17 protein-coding genes are annotated in these 18,617 nt (G+C 69.9%); 12 read left to right on the top strand and 5 right to left on the bottom strand.

Translation table 11 applies throughout. The features are described from left to right. Positions 1 to 210: 210 nt before the first annotated feature. From VF665_RS24440 to VF665_RS24425, 4 genes are read left to right on the top strand one after another with little or no spacing between them, the layout of a single operon-like run. Positions 211 to 1,155: an ABC transporter ATP-binding protein gene (locus VF665_RS24440; RefSeq protein ID WP_331056108.1), complete on the top strand. Its 945-nt coding sequence runs from the start codon at positions 211 to 213 to the stop codon at positions 1,153 to 1,155. Next, entirely contained in the window at positions 1,139 to 2,029 is an 891-nt protein-coding gene (locus VF665_RS24435; RefSeq protein WP_331056107.1) for a hypothetical protein, read from the top strand. Before VF665_RS24440 ends, VF665_RS24435 begins: the two co-directional genes overlap by 17 nt. After that, the gene (locus VF665_RS24430; protein WP_331056106.1) at positions 2,026 to 2,997 is read left to right on the top strand and encodes an ABC transporter ATP-binding protein; all 972 of its coding nucleotides are present in this window, start codon (positions 2,026 to 2,028) and stop codon (positions 2,995 to 2,997) included. The genes VF665_RS24435 and VF665_RS24430 overlap by 4 nt, the downstream gene beginning before the upstream one ends. Continuing rightward, positions 2,994 to 3,746, top strand: a complete 753-nt coding sequence (locus VF665_RS24425; RefSeq protein WP_331056105.1) for an ABC transporter permease subunit — start codon at positions 2,994 to 2,996, stop codon at positions 3,744 to 3,746. Before VF665_RS24430 ends, VF665_RS24425 begins: the two co-directional genes overlap by 4 nt. A 186-nt stretch (positions 3,747 to 3,932) precedes the next feature. Here the strand turns inward: VF665_RS24425 and VF665_RS24420 are convergent, their stop codons facing one another. Continuing rightward, positions 3,933 to 4,826, bottom strand: a complete 894-nt coding sequence (locus VF665_RS24420; protein WP_331056104.1) for an Abi family protein — start codon at positions 4,824 to 4,826, stop codon at positions 3,933 to 3,935. A gap of 390 nt (positions 4,827 to 5,216) precedes the next feature. Beyond that, positions 5,217 to 6,338 carry a S8 family serine peptidase gene (locus VF665_RS24415; RefSeq protein ID WP_331056103.1) on the bottom strand — a complete coding sequence of 374 codons (1,122 nt, stop codon included), beginning with the start codon at positions 6,336 to 6,338 and terminating at the stop codon, positions 5,217 to 5,219. A 171-nt stretch (positions 6,339 to 6,509) separates the two neighbouring features. Here VF665_RS24415 and mprF point away from each other — a divergent pair, with 171 nt between their 5' ends. The 3 genes from mprF to VF665_RS24400 all read left to right on the top strand — a co-directional run bounded on the left by mprF (position 6,510) and on the right by VF665_RS24400 (position 10,396). Beyond that, the gene (mprF, locus tag VF665_RS24410; protein ID WP_414679461.1) at positions 6,510 to 9,278 is read left to right on the top strand and encodes a bifunctional lysylphosphatidylglycerol flippase/synthetase MprF; all 2,769 of its coding nucleotides are present in this window, start codon (positions 6,510 to 6,512) and stop codon (positions 9,276 to 9,278) included. Next, entirely contained in the window at positions 9,275 to 10,027 is a 753-nt protein-coding gene (locus VF665_RS24405; protein WP_331056101.1) for an AcvB/VirJ family lysyl-phosphatidylglycerol hydrolase, read from the top strand. The genes mprF and VF665_RS24405 overlap by 4 nt, the downstream gene beginning before the upstream one ends. An 87-nt stretch (positions 10,028 to 10,114) precedes the next feature. Then, complete coding sequence (locus tag VF665_RS24400; protein WP_331056100.1) at positions 10,115 to 10,396, top strand: hypothetical protein; 282 nt, start codon at positions 10,115 to 10,117, stop codon at positions 10,394 to 10,396. 224 nt (positions 10,397 to 10,620) lie between these two features. Here VF665_RS24400 and VF665_RS24395 read toward each other — a convergent pair whose 3' ends face one another. Continuing rightward, on the bottom strand, positions 10,621 to 11,625 hold the full coding sequence (locus VF665_RS24395; protein WP_331056099.1) for a M23 family metallopeptidase: 1,005 nt from the start codon (positions 11,623 to 11,625) through the stop codon (positions 10,621 to 10,623). A gap of 64 nt (positions 11,626 to 11,689) precedes the next feature. On the opposite strand from VF665_RS24395, the gene VF665_RS24390 reads away from it, so the two are divergent. Genes VF665_RS24390 through VF665_RS24380 form a run of 3 tightly spaced genes read left to right on the top strand, consistent with a single transcriptional unit; the run spans position 11,690 to position 14,016 of the window. Beyond that, positions 11,690 to 12,919, top strand: coding sequence for an MFS transporter (locus tag VF665_RS24390; protein WP_331056098.1), 1,230 nt, complete (start codon positions 11,690 to 11,692; stop codon positions 12,917 to 12,919). 53 nt (positions 12,920 to 12,972) lie between these two features. Beyond that, positions 12,973 to 13,569 (top strand): hypothetical protein, encoded by a 597-nt coding sequence (locus tag VF665_RS24385; RefSeq protein WP_331056097.1) that lies wholly within the window; start codon positions 12,973 to 12,975, stop codon positions 13,567 to 13,569. A gap of 33 nt (positions 13,570 to 13,602) precedes the next feature. Next, the gene (locus VF665_RS24380; protein WP_331056096.1) at positions 13,603 to 14,016 is read left to right on the top strand and encodes a DUF6010 family protein; all 414 of its coding nucleotides are present in this window, start codon (positions 13,603 to 13,605) and stop codon (positions 14,014 to 14,016) included. A gap of 15 nt (positions 14,017 to 14,031) precedes the next feature. On the opposite strand, the gene VF665_RS24375 is transcribed toward VF665_RS24380, so the two are convergent. Further along, positions 14,032 to 15,177, bottom strand: coding sequence for a PQQ-dependent sugar dehydrogenase (locus tag VF665_RS24375; protein ID WP_331056095.1), 1,146 nt, complete (start codon positions 15,175 to 15,177; stop codon positions 14,032 to 14,034). Next, on the bottom strand, positions 15,174 to 15,440 hold the full coding sequence (locus VF665_RS24370; protein ID WP_331056094.1) for a hypothetical protein: 267 nt from the start codon (positions 15,438 to 15,440) through the stop codon (positions 15,174 to 15,176). Before VF665_RS24370 ends, VF665_RS24375 begins: the two co-directional genes overlap by 4 nt. 822 nt (positions 15,441 to 16,262) lie before the next feature. Here VF665_RS24370 and VF665_RS24365 point away from each other — a divergent pair. Together VF665_RS24365 and VF665_RS24360 are read left to right on the top strand one after the other, a co-directional pair. After that, positions 16,263 to 16,739 carry a hypothetical protein gene (locus VF665_RS24365; protein ID WP_331056093.1) on the top strand — a complete coding sequence of 159 codons (477 nt, stop codon included), beginning with the start codon at positions 16,263 to 16,265 and terminating at the stop codon, positions 16,737 to 16,739. Further along, positions 16,736 to 18,247 (top strand): sodium/proline symporter, encoded by a 1,512-nt coding sequence (locus VF665_RS24360; RefSeq protein WP_331056092.1) that lies wholly within the window; start codon positions 16,736 to 16,738, stop codon positions 18,245 to 18,247. The genes VF665_RS24365 and VF665_RS24360 overlap by 4 nt, the downstream gene beginning before the upstream one ends. Positions 18,248 to 18,617 lie beyond the last annotated feature (370 nt).

Genomic DNA, 18,617 nt, shown 5'->3' with positions numbered 1-18,617 from the left:
CCGCCCGGGCAGTTCCTCCGCGTAGCTCCTCCACTCCACGTGAGACGCAGTTGCCGCTTGCATCCAACCCAAGCCCTGCTTCCGGAAACAAAAGACTCGCGCGCCTGAAACTCGCGAGCTACTTTCTCCGTTCACCTACCGCACGGCCCGCCGCTCCTCCGGCGGAATCGCCTCATCATTCCCACCCGCCCATCCATCGAAACGGACGGCATGTCCCTCATTTCGGTACGCAACCTCACGCACACCTACCCGGGTGGCGTGACGGCGCTGAGCGGCCTTTCGCTGGAGCTGGAACCCGGGATCATCGGGTTCGTGGGCGCCAACGGGGCCGGCAAGAGCACCCTGATCAAGTCGCTGCTGGGGCTGTTGAACCCCACCAGCGGCGACGTGCGCGTGTTCGACATGGACGCGCGCACGCAGGGCATCCAGATCCGCCAGCTCGTGGGCTACATGCCCGAGCACGACTGCCTGCCGCCGGACATGACGGCCACGGACTTCGTGTCGCACATGGGCCGGCTGAGCGGGCTTCCCAAGGCGGCCGCCCGCGAGCGCACGGCGGAGATGCTGCGCCACGTGGGGCTGTACGAAGAGCGCTACCGGCTCATCGGCGGCTACAGCACGGGGATGAAGCAGCGCGTCAAGCTGGCGCAGGCGCTGGTGCACGACCCGCGGCTTCTGCTGCTGGACGAGCCCACCAACGGCCTGGATCCCGCCGGCCGCGACGAGATGCTGGAACTGGTGCGCCGCACCGGGCGCGAGTTCGGCATCGCGGTGATGGTGAGCTCGCACCTGCTGGGCGAGATCGAGCGGGTGAGCGACTTTCTGGTCGCCATCGACGGCGGGCACCTGAAGAGCGCGGCGCCGCTCAACTCGTTCACCGGATCGCAGCACCTGCTGGCGGTGGAAGTGGACGAGGGGACGGAGGCGCTGCTGGCGTACCTGGCCCGCGCGGGCGTGGAGGCCCGCACCGAGGGCGCGCTGGTGCTGCTTCCGCTCACGGACGAGCGGCCGTACGACGCCGTCCGCGACGCCACGGCCGAGCTGGGGCTGGCGCTGGTGCGCATGGAGCGCCGCCGCCACACCCTTCAGGAGCTGTTCCGCCCCGCGGTCTACCCCACCCCCACCGCACAGGAGGCGCATGTCGCTCGCGACTGACGCCGTTGCCGGCACCATCTACGACATCGGGTACCGCAACTACCAGGGCACGCGGCTGGGCCGCGGCTACGCCTTTCGCACGCTGTACACGCAGTCGCTCCGCACCGCCTTCGGGCTGGGGCGCGGGCTCAAGTCGCTGTGGATTCCCTGGTTCCTGTTCGCGGCCATCAACTTTCCCGCCGCGCTGCAGGTGGGCGTGGGCGCCATGCTGGGCGAGGGGGTAAAGCTGATCGAATACCACAACTACTTCGGCTGGGTGGGCGTCAGCGTCGCCCTCTTCTGCGCCGCGCAGGCCCCCGAACTGGTGAGCCGCGACCAGCAGAACCGCGTGCTGCCGCTGTACTTTGCGCGCGCGCTGCGCACCAGCGACTACGCGCTCGCCAAGCTGGCCGCCATGTCCACGGCGGTCTTCATCCTGGTGTTTACGCCGCTGCTCATCATCCTCATCGGCCGGTTCGGGATGGCGACCTCGTTCCGCACGGCTCTGCGGGCCGAGGCGGGCAACTTTCTCCCCATCCTGGGCGCCGGCATCGTGGCGGCGGCCGTGCTGGGCACGCTTTCCCTCGCGCTCTCGTCGCTCACGGCCCGACGGGGCATCGCCAGCGCCATGGTGCTGGGATTGTACCTGGTGACCTTCGCCATGGCGGGGATCCTATCGGAGATGGACAGCCGGGCGAGCGACCACGGGCTGCTGCTGAACCCGGTGTTCGTGGTGACCGGGGCCATCCTGGCGCTGTTCGGCAAGGAGCCGGGCCGCGGGGGGCCGCTGGCGCAGGCCCACATCGCGCCCGGCGTGTTCCTGGCCGCCGTGCCCATCATCGCCGTTCTGTTCACCGCTCTCCTGCTGTACCGCTACAAGAGGATCCGCACATGAGCGTGGGTTTGATGGAATCCGCCGCGCCCGCCCCGGCGCCCGCGGCCGCGCCCCCGTCGGAGGTGGCCGTGCAGCTGACCAATGTGTCGCGCTGGTACGGCAACGTGGTGGCGGTCAACGACATCACCTTCAGCCTGGGCGCGGGGATCACCGGGCTGCTGGGCCCCAACGGCGCGGGCAAGAGCACCATTCTGCACATGATGGCGGGCTTTCTGGCGCCGTCGGCGGGGGAGGTGCGCGTGGCGGGGATGACGGCGTGGAAGAACCCGGAAGTGTACCGGCACGTGGGGCTGGTTCCCGAGCGCGAGGCCGTGTACCCGCTGCTGACGGCGTACGAGTTCGCGCTCATGAACGCGCGGCTGCACGGCATTGCCGACGCGGAAGCGGCGGCGGAGCGCGCCATCGACACGGTGGACCTGCGGCACGCCATGCACCGCCGCATCGGGGGATACAGCAAGGGGATGCGGCAGCGCGCCAAGATCGCCGGCGCGCTGGTGCACGGCCCGCGCATTCTGCTGCTGGACGAGCCGTTCAACGGAATGGACCCGTCGCAGCGCATGCAGATGATGGTGCTGCTGAAGCAGCTGGCGGACCAGGGAAAGACGATCCTGATCTCGTCGCACATCCTGGAGGAGCTGGACCAGCTGGCCAACAACGTCCTGGTGATCGTGGCCGGGCGCCTGGCCGCCTCGGGCCACTTTCGCCAGATCCGCCGGCTGATGACGGACCGGCCGCACACCTTTACCCTCCAGTCCAGCGACGACCGGCGGCTGGCCGCGGCGCTGATGGCCGAGGCCTCGGTGCAGGGTCTGGAACTGGGCGAGCACCTGACCGTGCGCGCCAGCGACCGCGGCTCCTTTGCGCTGGCGCTGCCGCGAGTGGCGCGCGCCGCGGGGGTGACGCTGTTTGAACTGCACCCCACGGACGAGTCGCTGGAAAGCGTCTTCAGCTACCTGGTAAAGCGATGAACCTGACGATTGAACGCACGCTGGCCTCGGTGGCTCTTCGCCAGTTCACGGGGAACCGCAAGGCGCTGTGGGTGGTGCTGGTGGCGTGGCTGCCGGTGGGTCTCGCCCTGATGGTGCGGGCGCTCTCCGACGACACGTACGACGAGCGCATGGAAGGGCTGCTGGTGCTGTACCAGATGCTGGTGGTGCGGGTGCTGCTGCCGCTGGCGGCGCTGGTGATCGGCACGTCGGTGTTCGGCGGCGAGATCGAGGACGGCACGGTGACGTACGTGCTGGGCAAGCCGGTGGCGCGCTGGCGCATCATTCTGACCCGCGTGGTGGCCGCCGCGCTGGCCACGGCCGCGGTGGTGGTGCCGCCCACGGTGGCCACGGGCCTGGTGATGCTGGGCCGGCTGGACCACACCAACGTGGTGTGGGGCTTCACCTCGTCGGTCATGGTGGGCGGCGCGCTGTACTGCGCGCTGTTCGTGGCGCTGAGCCTGCGCACGCGCCGGGCGCTGGTGGCCGGGCTGCTGTACGTGATCATGTGGGAGGGAACGCTGGGCGGGCTGTTCGCGGGGACGCGGGCGCTCAGCATCCGCGAGTATACGCTGGCGATGGCGGACGCCATCAGCACGGTGCGCGGAAGCCTGTTCACGGCGCTGCTCCCCGGGCAGACTGCGCTGATCATGGGCGCCCTCGTGATCGCCGCCATCGCCGTGTACAGCGTACGGTCGCTGCAGTCGTTCGAGATCGGCGAAGCCGCGTGACGCGTTAGCCTGGGTGTACGGGTGATAAGAGACGGGCGCGGCAGGTTGCCGCGCCCGTTCTTCGTTCGCGGACCGGGTGCCGGAACCGCAGACAGAGAAGCAACCCGCGGCTGGAAAAGCACGACGGCTGCCTGCGCTAATGGGGGTCACGCGGTGCGTCTCTGGTCCATTCAGACCCATCCACGGTCAGACGCGCCAGAATGGACGTGTATTCCATCCCGGCGGGATCCCCATGGGTGCCAGCGGCACGGATGGGTAACGCGCCAGCAATGAGGCCAGTCGGCGCTTCCAATCTGATGACGGGTCAACCATGCCGATGAGCGCAGCGATCGCTACCAGCCGGGCGTACAGGCGGTCCGTCGGTATCTGCTCTTCCCGCAGGCGGGTAGCGGCGAGTGGCTGATCCACGTGCATCGGCGTGTTCCACAGGCGTCCGTGATGCGCGCAGAGATTCCTGACGAGGTTGATGGAGCGGAACCACGAGGAGAGCACACGCTCGTCAAAGCCGAAGCGCAACGCCACAGTCTTCCTGTGCCTGAGCGCCAGGCCTGAGAAAAGGCGCGACAGCACGCCGAATGTGCTTGCTTCCAGCATCGCCCAGATCGGGGGATGTTCAGGCGAGGCGTAGTGACGGCGGTAGTGCTTCGCCGCCAGGTGCCGTTCCTCGCGCCGTGCTGTCTGGTAGAAGTCTACAAACGCGTCAATCCGTTCAAAGTGCGCAGGTTCCAGATAGAAGTGGGCTCCGGCAACGACGGCTACCTGACTCACGATCGCCGCGCGGAGCGCCACCTCAATTCGCTCAACAGCGTCCAGGCACAACAGCCGCAACTCACGGTCGAAGTCGTAGAGCGCGAGCACCTCATCGAAAGTGGCACCCGCAGCAAAACGGCGAACGCCCGACACTGGATCCGGCGTCTGAAACGGCCGCATGTAGATCAGCAGACGGTAATAGCCGACGTACTCGAGTGCGTGGAGTGCGGTGAGCGGATTGGGGATCTCGAGCCCGCGCGAGATCAGGTGCGCCAGCAGTTCCGGCGGAGCCAGAGCTGGCTTATTGTAGGGGGTCTTTGGAGTCGACACGGCACCGGACGCACAATGCCAGGGACAAATAAAAAGCCCCCTGGTGCGCGTCCGCGTGCATTGCTGCTCCGCGTCTAGGCGTGGGGGCTATTGTTGAAGCAAATCTAACCCGATTGCCCACGCGCGTCAAGAACTGGACGCACGCGCCGCAACGTGTGGATGATCTGACCACCATCCGCCCCAGTGCGACTCTGCTTGTGTCCTTCTGTTGCCTTCCTCGGTGAACTCCGTGCGACCTCCGTGTACTCCGTGAGAGACGCGGTTGCGGACTCAGCCGCAGGCACACAGCCCCGCGAGAGCAAAAGAGAACGGCCGGGGCCCGTGGGGGCTCCGGCCGTTCTGGCGCTCTGAGGTCCGGACCGCCGCGGGGCAGCGCGGCGGCGTGGATGCTCAGCGGTGCGCGATGGGGTCCGGGCTGCCGTCCGGATCGCAGGTCGCGCTGCCGTCGGCGCGCACACCGCCCAGCAGCAGAATGCCCGCGACGTGCGGCGACGCCATGCTGGTGCCGCTCATGGTGGTGGTGCCGCCGCCCTTGCGGGTGCTCAGAATGCTCACGCCCGGCGCCGCGAAGTCCACCGGCGGGTTGCCGAAGTTGCTCCACGACGGCATGCAGCCGTTGCTGGCGATGGCCGAAATGGTGTAGATGTTGTTCCCGTTCACGCGGGCCGGCGTGAAGTTGTTGGCGTTCTGCCCGTCGTTGCCCGCGGCCAGCACCATGCGGATGCCCTTGGCCGCCGCGTCCTGCACGGCCTTTTCCATGGTGGCGTTCGTGCCCGTGCCGCCCAGGCTCATGTTGGCCACGTCACCCGAGGCGCCGTTGGCCGCCACGTAGTTGATGCCGTCGATGATACCCGCGTAGCTGCCGCTGCCGCTGTTGCCCAGCACGCGCACCGAGCAGACGTACGCGTTGGCCGCCACGCCCACCACGTCCTGCCCGTTGTTCCTGGCGGCGATGGTGCCCGCCACGTGCGTGCCGTGCCCGTTGCCGTCGTCCGGGCTGGTGCCCGCAAAGAAGGTGTGGCAGTTGCGGCTGGTGTTGAGGTCCGCGTGGTTCAGGTCAATGCCGGTGTCCAGGATCCACGCCGTCTTGCCCGTGCCGTCGCCGGCGCCGCCGATGCGGGTGATGCCCCAGGGCGTGGTCTGCGTGGTGCCGCCGCCGCCGCCCGGACGCGCCTCGGCGCTGGGCAGGCGCAGCGTGACCACGTAGTCCTTTTCCACGATCTCCACCCGCGGATCGGCCGAGATGCGCGCCAGCCGCGCCTCGGGGATGGCGGCGGAGAAGCCGCGCGCCGCGTGGTGGCGCACCGAGCGCACCGCCAGGCCGTTGCCGTGGGCCAGGTCGGCCGTGGCGGCGTCCACGTCCACGCCGTCCTTGAAGGTCACCAGGTACAGCGGGGCGTTCTCGGACCGCGCCAGCGACGCATCGGAGGGCGTGGCGGGCTGCTGCGCATCCTGGCAGGCCCCCAGGGCGAGGGCGGCGGCGAACGCGGCGAAGGGAAGGGAACGGCGCATGGAGTCTCCTGTACGACACGGAAGGATGAGCCGGCACGCCCGCCCCGGGGCGGACCCGCACGGCGGGACCTGCCCGCCGAAAAAGCAAGCGCGGGACCGACGTGGGCGCATCCACGCAAACCCATCCTCCCCAACGGCTTGCAACCCTCCGCGGCGATCCGGAGACTCTGGATGCCTGCACCGGAATGGTGCACTGCGACCGGATCAGTGCGCGCAATCCGCGCACGGCGCGGTTCTTTCACTCCCGGAGGCGTCCTTTCCGGGAGGGGGCGGCGGCGCCATATTGCCGCCCCTTCTGTTTCCCAGTCCTGCCCCGCGGTGGAAGCCCACACTCAAGCCCCTGACGCGCCGCCCGTAACCGCACCGCCCGGATCTCCGTCCCGGGCGGCGGTTCTGCTGCGCTGGCTTTCGCCGCTGGCGGGGCTGGCGCTGTTCGCCGCGGCGGTGTGGGTGCTGAACAAGGCCCTGCGCGACGTGAGCTACCGCGAGGTGCGGCAGACCATGCACGCGCTCCCCGGCAGCGCGCTCTGGCTGGCGATGGCGTTCACCACGGTGAACTACGCCATCCTGTGCTGCTTTGACCTGCTGGCCTTTCACTACGTGCAGCGCAGGCCCAACTGGAAGGTGGCAGTCACCTCCTTCGTGGGCTACGCGGTGGCGAACAACGTGGGGTTCGCCATCATCTCCGGCACGTCGGTGCGCTACCGGTTCTACTCGCGCTGGGGGCTCACGGCCGACGAGATCTCGCGCATCGTCGTTTTCTACTCCGGCACCTTCTGGCTGGGCTTCCTGGTCCTCTCCGGATACAGCATGGCGCTGGACCCGCCGCCGGGGATCGGGCAGCTGCTCCCGGCGGCGCTGGTGTCGCTCATCGGGTGGTCGCTCATTGCCACGGGGCTGCTGTACATCGGCGTGGCGGTGCTGCGGCGCAAGCCGGTGCGGCTGTGGCGGTGGACCATCCCCGTGCCGCCGCCGCACATCGTGCTGCTGCAGTTCCTCCTTTCCACCATCGACTGGACGCTGGCGGGCGCCGGCTTCTACGTGCTGCTGCCGCACACGCACCTGAGCTTCGGGGTGCTGCTGGGCGCCTTCATGACCGCGCAGCTGGTGGGGCTCATCAGCCACGTGCCGGGCGGGGTGGGGGTGTTCGAGGGAACGATGATCGTCATGCTGGCGCCGTACCTGTCGGCCGGGCAGATCATCTCCTCCCTGGTCGTGTACCGGCTCATCTACTACATCGCCCCGCTGGCGGTGGCGCTGGTAATTCTGGTGGCCGACGAGGTCCGGCTGCGAAGGCAGCAGTTTGCCCGGTTCGGCACCTGGTTCGGCAGCGTGTCGCAGCAGCTGGCGCCGCGCGTGCTGGCGATGTTCATGTTCCTGGGCGGCGCCCTGCTCCTGGTCTCCGGCGCCACGCCCACGGAGCCGCACCGGCTGCGGTGGATTGACCACAACCTGCCGCTGGTGCTGGTGGAGGCGGGCTACCTGATCGGCAGCGTGGCCGGGGTGGGGCTGCTGATCGTGAGCAACGGCGTGGCTCGCCGGCTGGACATGGCGTACTACCTGGGCGCCACCATGCTGGCCGCGGGGATCGGCGCGTCGCTGCTCAAGGGGGCGGACTACGAAGAAGCGGCGCTGCTGGGCGGGGTGCTGATCGCGCTGCTGGCCAGCCGCCCCGCGTTCGACCGGCGCACGGGGTTCTTCGCGGCCAAGTTCTCGGCCGGGTGGGTGTTCGGGCTGGTGGCGGTGGTGGGCGCGGCGGTGTGGCTGGGCTTTTTTGCCTTCAAGCACGTGGAGTACAGTGACGAGCTGTGGTGGAGGTTCGCCCTGAACCAGGACGCCCCGCGCGCGCTGCGGGCCACCATGCTGGCCATCGTGCTGCTGCTGGCGTTCGGCGTGCTGCGGCTGCTGAAGCCCGCCCCCGCGCGCCACCTGCTCCCGTCGGACGAGGACCTGGAGCGCGCGTCGGAGCTCATCCGCCAGCAGTCGTCCACCGTGCCTTACCTGGTGTACCTGCGGGACAAGTCGGTGATGTTCAGCGAGGACGGGCAGGCGTTTCTGATGTACGCCGTGCAGGGGGGCACCTGGGTTGCCATGGGCGACCCGGTGGGTGATCCGCGATCCGTGCCGGACCTGATCCGCCGCTTCTTTGAGCGGTGCGACGACTACGGCGGCGTCCCCGTGTTCTACCAGGTGGGAAAGGGGCGGCTGCACCAGTACGCGGACTTCGGCCTCACCTTCGCCAAGCTGGGCGAAGAGGCGTTCGTGGACCTTCCCTCGTTTCACGTGGACGGGGCGGAGCGCAAGCCGTTCCGCCTGGTGCTGAACCGCTTCGCCAAGGCGGGGCTCACGTTCCGCATCGCGCCGCCGGAAGAGGTGCCCGCCCTGCTCCCCCGGCTGCGCGAGGTGTCTGACGAGTGGCTGCGGGGGAAGCGCTCGGCGGAAAAGGGCTTTTCGCTCGGCTTCTTTTCCCCCGAGTACGCGCGGCGCTTTCCCGTGGCGCTGGTGGAGCAGGAGGGGCGCATCGTGGCGTTCACCACGGTGTGGCCCGGGCCTGACCGCGCGGAGCTTTCGGTGGACCTGATGCGCTACCGGACGGACGCCCCGCGCAGCGTGATGGAAGCGCTGATTCTGCACCTGATCCTGTGGGGCAAGGCGGAGGGGTACGGCCGCTTCAACCTGGGGATGGCGCCGCTCTCCGGGCTGGAGGTTTCCGCGGTGGCGCCGGCGTGGACGCGCATCGGCAACTTTCTGTTTCAGCGGGGCGAGGCGCTGTACAACTTTCAGGGGCTGCGCGCCTACAAGCAGAAGTTCCACCCGGAGTGGGAGCCGCGCTACCTGGCGTACCCCGGCGGCCTGGCGCTGCCTCGGGTGACGGCGGACGTGTCGGCGCTCATTGCGGGCGGCTACCGGGGGATCTTTCGGCGCGGGCGGCAGGGGTGAGGCGCCGGGCGCGGATCGCGGCCTCGCTGGTGGCCGTTGCGGCCGCGGCGGGGCTGGCGGCCGCGTGCAGCCGCGTGCGCATTCCGCCCTCGCCCGGGGTGGCCACGCGCGCCCGCTCGCTCCCGCTGCGGGAACTGCCGGTGCCGGGCGACACGGGGCGCGTGTTCGCCATCGTCCTCACCGGCGACGGGCCCACGGGCGGGCTCGGAAAGCGGATCGGGCGGGAGCTGCAGGGGGAGGGCATTCCCTCGGTCGTCTGGCACTCGCTACGCTACTACTGGCGCCCCAAGACGCCGGACCAGGCGGCGCGCGACCTGGACCTGGCCATTCGCCACTACGCGCGGCGGTGGGGGCGCGACCGGGTGCTGCTGGTGGGCTACAGCATGGGCGCGGACGTGCTCCCGTTCCAGATCAACCGCCTGCCGCCGGAAACGCGGGCGCGCATCGCCGGCGTGGCGCTCATTGCCCTGGCGCACGACGCGGTGTTCGAGTTCCGCGTCGAGCAGTGGTGGGGCACCAGCGGCGCGCCCAGCCGGGCCACGCGGCCGGAGATCGAGCGGCTGGGAGACCTGCGGGTGCTGTGCATCTGGGGAGAAGGGGACGACAAGGCGGCGTGCCCGCGCATGCGCACGGCGCCCATGCAGGAGGTGCGGCTGCGCGGCGGGCACCACTTCAAGGGGGATGAGAAGCGGCTGATGGCGGTGCTGCGGGCGCTTGCGGACGAGGCGGCGCCGGGAAATGTGCGGTGACGCGCACGGCGTTTGCGAGGGGCGGGGCCGAGCCGCCCCTTCAGGGCGGATGCTTGTGTTCCACACCCGGTCCGGAGGAGTGATCCCATGAAGAAGTTCCTGGTGCTGGCGGCGTCGCTGCTGCTGGCCGCCACGCCCGCCGCCGCCCAGCAGTCCGTGTCGGACGCGGCGCCCACGGTCGCCGCCCCGGTGGTGACGGCGGCGCCCGCCGTGGAGGCCCAGCTGTTCCCCACGCGCGACGAGGTGCGCCAGCGTGTCGCGGCGGCCGAAGCCAGGCGCGCACACGCGCCCATGGGCAGCAGCGACTGGTGGTACACGGTGGCCGCGGTCGCGCTGGGCGTGATCATCGCGCTGCTGCTGCTGGACTGAGTCAAGGGCAGTACTTCAGTGCCCAGTGCCGAAGTGCCCGGTGCCCAGATGGTGCGCCGGGCACTTTCATGTTCGGACAGGCCAGGCGGCTGGACGCGTCCATGCCGCCGACTCGCCCACGCCCAGGCACTGGGCACTTGCACCTGGGCACTTGCACCTGGGCACTTGGCACTTGGCACTTTGGCACTTGGCACTAGAACCTGGGCACTGGGCCCTGTTCTTTCCTACTGCCGGATCGTCTGGCCGCGCACCGGCTCGCCCTGCTCCACCCGCTGGCCGTTCGCGGTGTAGCCGCGGAAGATGGCGGGGAGGCCCTCCGCCCGGCCGAACACGGGGCCGTTCTGCAGATGGTAGTGCAGGTGCGGCTCGCTGGTGTTGCCGCTGTTGCCGCACTCGCCCAGCTTCTGCCCCGCGCGCACGCGGTCGCCGGCGCGCACGGCCACGCTGCCCGGCCGCAGGTGGGCCAGCAGGCTGAACTCGCTGTTGCCGTGGTCGATAATGACGTGGTTGCCGGCGGGATTCGCGCGGTCCATGGACCCGATGCGCTGGTCAGGCAGGCCGTCCACCACCGTGGCGACGGTGCCGTCCCCGGGCGCCAGGATGGGCTGGCCGTAGCAGTAGTACTGCTCCAGCGCCGATCCGTCGCCGCTGTGCGAACTGCCGTCGCGCCGGATGACGAGGTCGTACGCGAAGCGCTGGTCGCTCGTCATCGCGTGGTAGTTCTGCTCCAGCGTGCGCCCGCCCCAGAACACGTACCACTCGCCGTCAAACGGCAGGCGCAGCGGGGTGCGCGGCTGGTAGTCCATGAACCGGCTGGGCGCGGCCTCGCGGCGCGGCGCCACGCCAAAGCCGTGAATGGTCCCCGCGCTGTCGGTGACGATGGTGACCTGCACGGGAACCGGGGCGCGGCTGAACCGCGCGGTGCGGCGGTACGCCGTCAGGTGCGGGGCGGAGGGCATCAGTTCCTCCGACATCAGCTCCGTCTCCGTGCCGAGCTGCGCGTCCATCCCGCTGCGGAACGCGGTGAACTGCTCCAGCGAGCCGATGCGCGCCAGCATCTGCGGCCCCAGCCGGCTGTACAGGCTGTCCATCCGCGAAGCGTACATCCATTGGGTGTACCTGCGGCCCGTCTGCATGCGCGCGGTGTCCTGCTGCTGGGCCGTGACCGGCGCGCCGCACAGCAGCGCGAAGGCAGCGGCGGCGAGGGCATATCGAATTCGGGTCGGCATCTTGCCTTCTCGTGAGTTGGTGAGTGTCTGGTCCCGCGCCGCCTCTGATCCCGCATCGACGAACATGGTTGCACCCGATCCGCCGCGCACGCAAGGCGAAAGCACGGCCCGCGGGCTGCTGCGCGGCAACGTGCTCTGGCTCAGCGTGACGTCGTTCCTGAACGACGCCGCCAGCGAGATGATCTATCCGCTTCTGCCGCTGTTCCTTACGGGAACGCTGGGGGTGGGCGCCGCGTTCGTGGGCGTGGTGGAGGGTGTGGCGGAGAGCGCATCCAGCCTCACCAAGCTGGCGAGCGGATGGGTGGCGGACCGCACGGGGCGGCGCAAGACGCCCACGGCCCTGGGGTACGGCATCGCGGCGGTGGGGCGGCCGCTGATTTCCGTCGCCACGCTGGGATGGCACGTGCTGGCCGTCCGCATTGCCGACCGGCTGGGCAAGGGGATCCGCACGGCGCCACGCGACGCGCTCCTGGCGGAAAGCGTACCGGCAGAGCAGCGCGGCGCGGCGTTCGGGCTGCACCGCGCGGCGGACCACTCGGGCGCGGTGGCCGGCCCGCTGATCGCCTCGGCGCTGCTGCTCGTGTATCCGCACGATCTGCGGACGGTGTTCGCCTGGGCGCTGGTTCCCGGCCTGCTGACGCTGGGGACGGTGCTGTGGAAGGTGCGGGAAACGGCCCCCGCGCGCCCCGCCGGCCCGCTGGCCGCGCCCGCTCCCCTGCCCCGCCTGCGCGGCCTGGGCCCGGTGCTCCCCCGCTACCTGGCCGTGCTGGCGCTGTTCACGCTGGGGAACGCGTCGGACGCATTCCTCCTCTTGCGCGCGCAGCAGGCGGGCGTGGCCATCGCCGCCATCCCGCTGCTGTGGGGCGCGCTGCACGTCAGCAAGGCGGTGTTCAGCGTGTGGGGCGGGCGGCTGAGCGACCGCTGGGGCGCGCGGCGCAGCATCATTGCGGGGTGGATGGTGTACGCGGCGGTGTACGCCGGCTTCGCGTGGGTGGGCGCGGCGTGGCAGGTGTGGGCGCTGTTCCTGGTGTACGGCCTGTTCTTTGGATTGACGGAAGCGCCGGAAAAGGCGCTGGTGGCGGGGCTGGCGCCGGAAGGGCTGCGCGGAAGCGCGTTCGGCGCGTATCACGCGGCCATCGGGATTGCCGCGCTGCCGGCCAGCATCCTGTTCGGTGCGCTCTGGCAGATGTACGATGCGCGCACCGCGTTTCTGGCCGGCGCCGGATTCGCGCTCGCGGCGGCGCTCCTGCTCCCCCTCGTCCTCCCCGCGGACCGCGTCCCGGCGCGCGCCTGAACGCCGCGGTGCAGGTTGAAGATCGCGGGCCGCGAACCGCGTATCCATCGTGGATGAGCGATCCCACGAACCCCGGGAGCATCATGACGACCCTGTTCGAGGCGGGCTGGACGCGGCTCGCCAAAGTGCGCGCGGTGCTGGTGATCAGCCTGATCAGCGGCGCCGCATTGATGTTCGCGGGGTGGGAAACGCTCCACCACTACGGAGAGCATCCCTCGGAGGGCGGCGTGCTTGCCCCCCTGGCGACGCGGCTCCCGCTCGGCGGCGGGATGCTGGCCGGGGGCGTCCTGATCTGCATCGGCATTCTGGCCTACGTGCAGGCCTGCTACGTGGCGCGGCTGGAGCAGACGGACGGGGGAGATCTGGTGTTCACCACGGCGGGCATCCTGCGGCCGTCGCGCGTCACGCTTGCGGCGGCGAGCCTGGCGCCCGTGGGCTACAACGACGGCGAGTACTCCGCGGGCGGGCTCACCGTGACCGCCGGGTGGTACCACGTCCGGGTGCCGGGCCGCCGGATGCCGCTCATCGTGGACGAGCAGGGGATCTTTCCGGAGCCGGAGCGCTTCCGTGCGGTGCTCTCCGTCCCCCACGGCCACCCGGGGACGTTCCCCACCGGCGGCGGCGCGCCACGCCGGCGCCGCCGCGGATAACCTGATCGCACGCTTCCGTTGGCTACCCGGCCCATGCATCACGAATCCGCCCGCGCCCCGCGCCGAACGCTGCTCGCCGCGGTGGCCGGGCTGGCGCTCGCGCTCCCCTTTCTGGGGCTGTTCATTCTGCACCGCGACGGCGCGTACGACCTGCTGACGCTGATCCTGGCGTTCACCGGCGGCATCTACGGCGGCGCGGCGGTGCGCACGGGCGCCCCACGCGCAAAGGCGGCCACCGAGTTCGCGGTGGGCGCCGCGATGGTCGTGGTGGCCGCCCTGAGCCTGTGGTGGTCGCCCATCTGGCTGGTGGCGGGATACGGTGCGCACGCCGCGTGGGACGTGCTGCATCACGCGCGCGGCGGCGCGCCCGGCGTGCACCGCTGGTTCCCCGGCTTCTGTGCCGTGTTCGACGTGGCCGTCGCCGTGATGGTGTTCGTGTTTACCTGACGATCGACGCCGTTCTCAGTTCGCGCCCGCCGCCACGATGCGGAACACGGTCCCTGTCTGCACCAGCACGTACAGTTCTCCGCGCGCGTCCTGGCCGAACGAGGTGATGTTGCCGATCCCCTGCAGCCAGTCGCGGCGGTCCGTCGCCTGGCCGCCCGCGTAGCGAAAGCCGCGGATCCACCCCTGGCAGAAGTCCGCGTACAGGTAGTGGCCGCGCAGCGCGGGAATGTCCTGGCCGCGGTAGGTGAATCCGCCGGTGACGGAGCAGCCGTCGCTGTGCGGGTACTCCACGGCGGGGAGCGTCATCCCTTCGCGGCGGCATCCGGTGGACGGCTCAAAGCAGTCCGAGGCTTCCATCTCGTCCCACCCGTAGTTCACCCCGGCCTGCGTGGACGGAACCACGTTCACCTCCTCCAGCCGGTTCTGCCCCACGTCGGCCACCGTCAGCACGCCGCCCTCGCGATCCCACGAAAACCGCCACGGGTTGCGCAGCCCCAGCGCCCAGATCTCGCCCCGCGCATCCGTGCGGCCGGCGTACGGATTGGAGGGCGGAATGGCGTACGGGAGCGCGGCGTCCACGTCCAGGCGCAGCAGCTTGCCGAGCAACTGCCGCACATCCTGCCCGGCCTCGCGCGGATCGCCCCCGCCGCCGCCGTCGCCCATCCCCACGTACAGCATCCCGTCCGGCCCGAACGCCACCAGCCCGCCGTTGTGGTTGCTGAACGGCTGGTCGATGCCGATCACCAGCGCGGCGGACGCGGGGTCCGCGCGGTTGCGGTCCGCGCTCACCCGGTAGCGCTCCACGCGGGTGTCGCCTTCCGGATCGGTGTAGTTGACGTAGAACTGCCCGTTCTGCGCGTACCGGGGATGAAAGGCGACGCTCAGCAGGCCGCGCTCGCCGCCGCTGCTCACGCGGGCGGTGATGTCCAGAAAGGGCGTGGGGAGAAGCTGTCCGTTCTGCGCGATGCGGATGCGCCCGGGCTGCTCCACGATGAACAGCCGCGCGTCTCCCGCGGGGGCCGTCAGGTGCACGGGCGACTGCAGCCCCTCAGCCACGCGCTCCAGGCGGATGGCGGATTCACCTGCGGGGGGCGTGGCGCGGTTGTCGGAGCCGGAGCAGGCCGTAAGCAGGCAGAGGAGGGATACGGCGATGCGGTTCACGCGCGGCTCTCCGGCTGGGGGGCGTCGTCATCGTCGTCGTGCAGAAGGTCGCGCGCGTCCTGCTCGCGGTGCCAGGGCACGCGCACGCGAACGCCGAACTGCGTGGGGCCCTGGTAGCCCAGGCCAAAGATGGCGACGTTCTGCCCGCCTTCCACGTTGGCGGGGATCCCCGCCTCCCGCAGGGTTTCGGCGGCAAAGTCCGCCTGCCAGATGGAGCCGTAGGACGCAACGACAACCCAGGGCTGCTGCGATTCGTCGGGCATGCGCCGGGAAGGGACCGGGGGTTCAGGACGGGCGGTACGCATGCTAATGCGCGGCCCGGAGCGCGTCAAAACGAAGCGGTGGATGGACGGCGTACCCGCCGGCGCCGCGCCCGGGTCCACGGCGGGATGCATAGCGGTGAATTTCAGCGTCACCGGAGATTGTCGGAGCGCTGCACCGACTTTTCCGCACACCGAACTGTGGCGCGGAGTCGAAGGATCTACCTGCCGCCGAGCTCACGTCGCGACACGCACGCCCGTTCTCACAGGCATAACAGATCCTTCGTCGGCGCCAGATCATCGTGCAGCAGCAAGTGCCTCCGGCGCCTCCTCAGGATGACAAGCTCATGTGCGGCAAACACTTAGGAGCACAAAAAACTGTCATCCTGAGCGGAGCGCTGCACCGACTTTTCCGCACACCGAACTGTGGCGCGCAGTCGAAGGATCTACTTGCCGCCGAGCCAACGTCGCGACATGCACGCCCGTTCTCACAGGCATAACAGATCCTTCGTCGGCGCCACGGATCGGCGCCGCTGGACACTACGCCCGGCGCCTCCTCAGGATGACAAGTCCTTGTGCGGAAAACGCTTAGGAGCACAAAAGCCTGTCATCCTGAGCGGAGCGCTGCACTGACTTTTCCGCCACACCGAACCTTGGCGCGGAGTCGAAGGATCTACTTGCCGCCGAGCCAACGTCGCGACACGCACGCCCGTTCTCACAGGCAGGACGTACCCTTCGTCGGCGGTGGCGGTTGACAGGAAGGGGCCGGGGGCCGAACCTGCCCGCTTGCAACGACACCTCACGCCCTCCCGGCTCGCGACACCGATGGCCCGACGCAGTGCACTTCTCGCGTTCCTCGCCGGCACCCTGGCCCTCGCCGTGGGCTACGGGGCCGCGTTCCTTCCCGGCCCGCCGCCGGGGTGGGCCGCGTGGCCCATCGCGCTGGGCACCACGGCGGTGATGATGTCCGCCTGCGCGCTGGGCGCCGTGCGCGGTGACGGCGGGCTGGGCCGGCTGCGCCTTCCGCTCGCGCTCATGTCGCTGCTGCTGGCCGGCGGATTCGCGGCGGTGCTGCTGGCCCCCGCCAGCGCCGACCAGACGTTCTTCCTGGGCCTGCCCACGCGCGCCGCGCTGGTGATCTTCGGCATCGGGCTGCTGCCGTTGTTCATCCTCCCCATTGCGTACGCCCTCACCTTCGACGACATGACGCTGAGCGACGCAGACCTCGCGCGCATCCGCCACGCCGCCGCGGAGATGCAGGCGCGCCGCCACAAGCGCGAACGCAAGCGGGCCCGCCGATGACCGGGATTCCGGGGCTCATCCAGACCTCGCTGCCGCGCCTGGCCCAGCCGACCATCGCCGCGGTGGCACTCGCCTACTTTGTCGTCGTCGCCGTGATCGGCGTGTGGGCCATGCGGAGGACGCGGACGGCAAACGACTTCTTTGTCGCCGGCGAGGGGATCGGGCTCATTGCCCTCACCCTTGCCGCCATGAGCGCGACCGTCTCCGGCTTCGCGTTCATCGGCGGGCCGGGGCTGGTGTACGTCAGCGGGCTGGGCGCCGTGTTCCTCACGCTCAGCAGTTCCGTCACCGCGTCTATGACGTCGTGGGTGTTGGCCAAGCGGCTGCGGCTGCTGGCGGAGGTGCGCGGGGTGATCACCATCCCCGAAGCGGTGGGCGCACGGTACCGGTCACCGGCCGCGCAGGGATGGAGCGCGCTGGCCATTCTGGTGGCCGTCATCGGCTACATGGCCACCAACATCCTGGCGCTGGGCGTGGTGATCGACGCCGTGTTCGGCACGGGGCTCACGGCGGGCGTGTGGATCGGGATGCTGATCGTGCTCGCGTATTCCGCCACGGGCGGCATTCTGGCCGGCGTGTACACGGACGTCTTCCAGGGCGCGCTGATGGCCCTCGCCTCCACCCTCGTCTTCGTCTACGCCCTGCGCGCCGGTGGCGGGATGGGTGCGATCTCGCGGACGCTGATGGCGAGCGACCCGGAGTTCCTGGCCCCGTTCGGGCGCATCGGGCCGGGCGCGGCGCTCTCGCTCTTCTTCGTCTTTGGCGTGGGGACCATGGGGCAGCCGCACGTGCTGCACAAATACTACATGCTGCGCGATCCGCGGCGCCTCAAGTGGTATCCGCTGCTCATGACGGCCACGCTGGTAATGACCATGCTCCTCTTCTTTGGCGTAGGCGTGACGGTCAAGGCGCTCGTGGCCAGCGGCCGCATGCCCGCCCTCGCGCGGCCGGAGGAGGCGACGCCGCTCTTCCTTCTCGGCTACACGCCCATGCTGCTCGCCGGGCTGGTGTTCGCCGGCGTGGCGGCGGCCATCATGAGCACGGTGAACTCGTTCATGAACATCGGCGCGGCGGCGCTCACGCGGGACCTGCCGGCGGCGTTCGGAAAGCGGGTGGCGGACCCGCTGCGCTGGGGTCGCATCGGCACCGTGGTGATCTCTCTGCTGGCGGCGTGGCTGGCGCTGATGCCCGGCGCGTTCGTGGCGTTTCTGGGGATCTTTGGATGGGGATTGTTCGCCAGCACGCTCGTTCCGGCGCTCGCCATTGGCCTGAACTGGGAGGGCGCAACGCGGGAGGGCGCCATCGCATCCATCGTTACCGGACTGGTGGTGACGCTGGGCTTCGAGACGATGGCCGCGCTGAACGTCTATCGCTTCCCGACAGGGGTGACCGTGAGCGCGTTCTCGCTCGTGCTGTCGATCCTGGTGTTCTTTGGCGTGAGCTGGATGACGAGGTCGCGCGCCGCCGCCGCGCTGGATGAGGATGTGGTGTTGGTGATGCGGGCGTGAGGGGGGGGAGTGCGGAGTGCGGAGTGCGGAGGGGAGTACGAGAGTACGAGAGTACGAGAGGACGAAAGTGGGGGACGGGTGCCGGATGACGTGCTGCGCGGCTGCGGGGTGTGGCGCGGCGGCGGGGTGGGGCCCTCACCCGGCTCGCTAAAGCTCGCCACCCTCTCCCACGAACAGATGTGGGAGAGGGGGCACACGGCAACTGCAGTTTGGAGCGGGTCGGATGGGTTGGCGCGGCGGAGAGAGGCCCCCATCCCCAGCCCTTCCCCCAAAAACCCCTGGGGGAAGGGCGCACTGGGTACACGCTCCAGAGTTTGTCACCCGGAACAACCCTCCCCCAGTCTGTTTTGGGGGAGGGTGGGCGAGTAAT

The organism is Longimicrobium sp. (assembly GCF_036387355.1).
Lineage (GTDB): Bacteria > Gemmatimonadota > Gemmatimonadetes > Longimicrobiales > Longimicrobiaceae > Longimicrobium.
This window is presented reverse-complemented; position numbering and strand designations above follow the sequence as displayed.

Excerpts from the sequence above, each read along its gene's own strand:
- VF665_RS24440 (WP_331056108.1), top strand. The coding sequence starts at position 211 with ATGTCCCTCATTTCGGTACGCAACCTCACGCACACCTACCCGGGTGGC.
- VF665_RS24435 (WP_331056107.1), top strand. The coding sequence starts at position 1,139 with ATGTCGCTCGCGACTGACGCCGTTGCCGGCACCATCTACGACATCGGG.
- VF665_RS24430 (WP_331056106.1), top strand. The coding sequence starts at position 2,026 with ATGAGCGTGGGTTTGATGGAATCCGCCGCGCCCGCCCCGGCGCCCGCG.
- VF665_RS24425 (WP_331056105.1), top strand. The coding sequence starts at position 2,994 with ATGAACCTGACGATTGAACGCACGCTGGCCTCGGTGGCTCTTCGCCAG.
- VF665_RS24415 (WP_331056103.1), bottom strand. The coding sequence starts at position 6,338 with ATGCGCCGTTCCCTTCCCTTCGCCGCGTTCGCCGCCGCCCTCGCCCTG.
- mprF (WP_414679461.1), top strand. The coding sequence starts at position 6,510 with ATGCCTGCACCGGAATGGTGCACTGCGACCGGATCAGTGCGCGCAATC.
- VF665_RS24400 (WP_331056100.1), top strand. The coding sequence starts at position 10,115 with ATGAAGAAGTTCCTGGTGCTGGCGGCGTCGCTGCTGCTGGCCGCCACG.
- VF665_RS24395 (WP_331056099.1), bottom strand. The coding sequence starts at position 11,625 with ATGCCGACCCGAATTCGATATGCCCTCGCCGCCGCTGCCTTCGCGCTG.
- VF665_RS24390 (WP_331056098.1), top strand. The coding sequence starts at position 11,690 with ATGGTTGCACCCGATCCGCCGCGCACGCAAGGCGAAAGCACGGCCCGC.
- VF665_RS24385 (WP_331056097.1), top strand. The coding sequence starts at position 12,973 with ATGAGCGATCCCACGAACCCCGGGAGCATCATGACGACCCTGTTCGAG.
- VF665_RS24380 (WP_331056096.1), top strand. The coding sequence starts at position 13,603 with ATGCATCACGAATCCGCCCGCGCCCCGCGCCGAACGCTGCTCGCCGCG.
- VF665_RS24370 (WP_331056094.1), bottom strand. The coding sequence starts at position 15,440 with ATGCCCGACGAATCGCAGCAGCCCTGGGTTGTCGTTGCGTCCTACGGC.
- VF665_RS24365 (WP_331056093.1), top strand. The coding sequence starts at position 16,263 with ATGGCCCGACGCAGTGCACTTCTCGCGTTCCTCGCCGGCACCCTGGCC.
- VF665_RS24360 (WP_331056092.1), top strand. The coding sequence starts at position 16,736 with ATGACCGGGATTCCGGGGCTCATCCAGACCTCGCTGCCGCGCCTGGCC.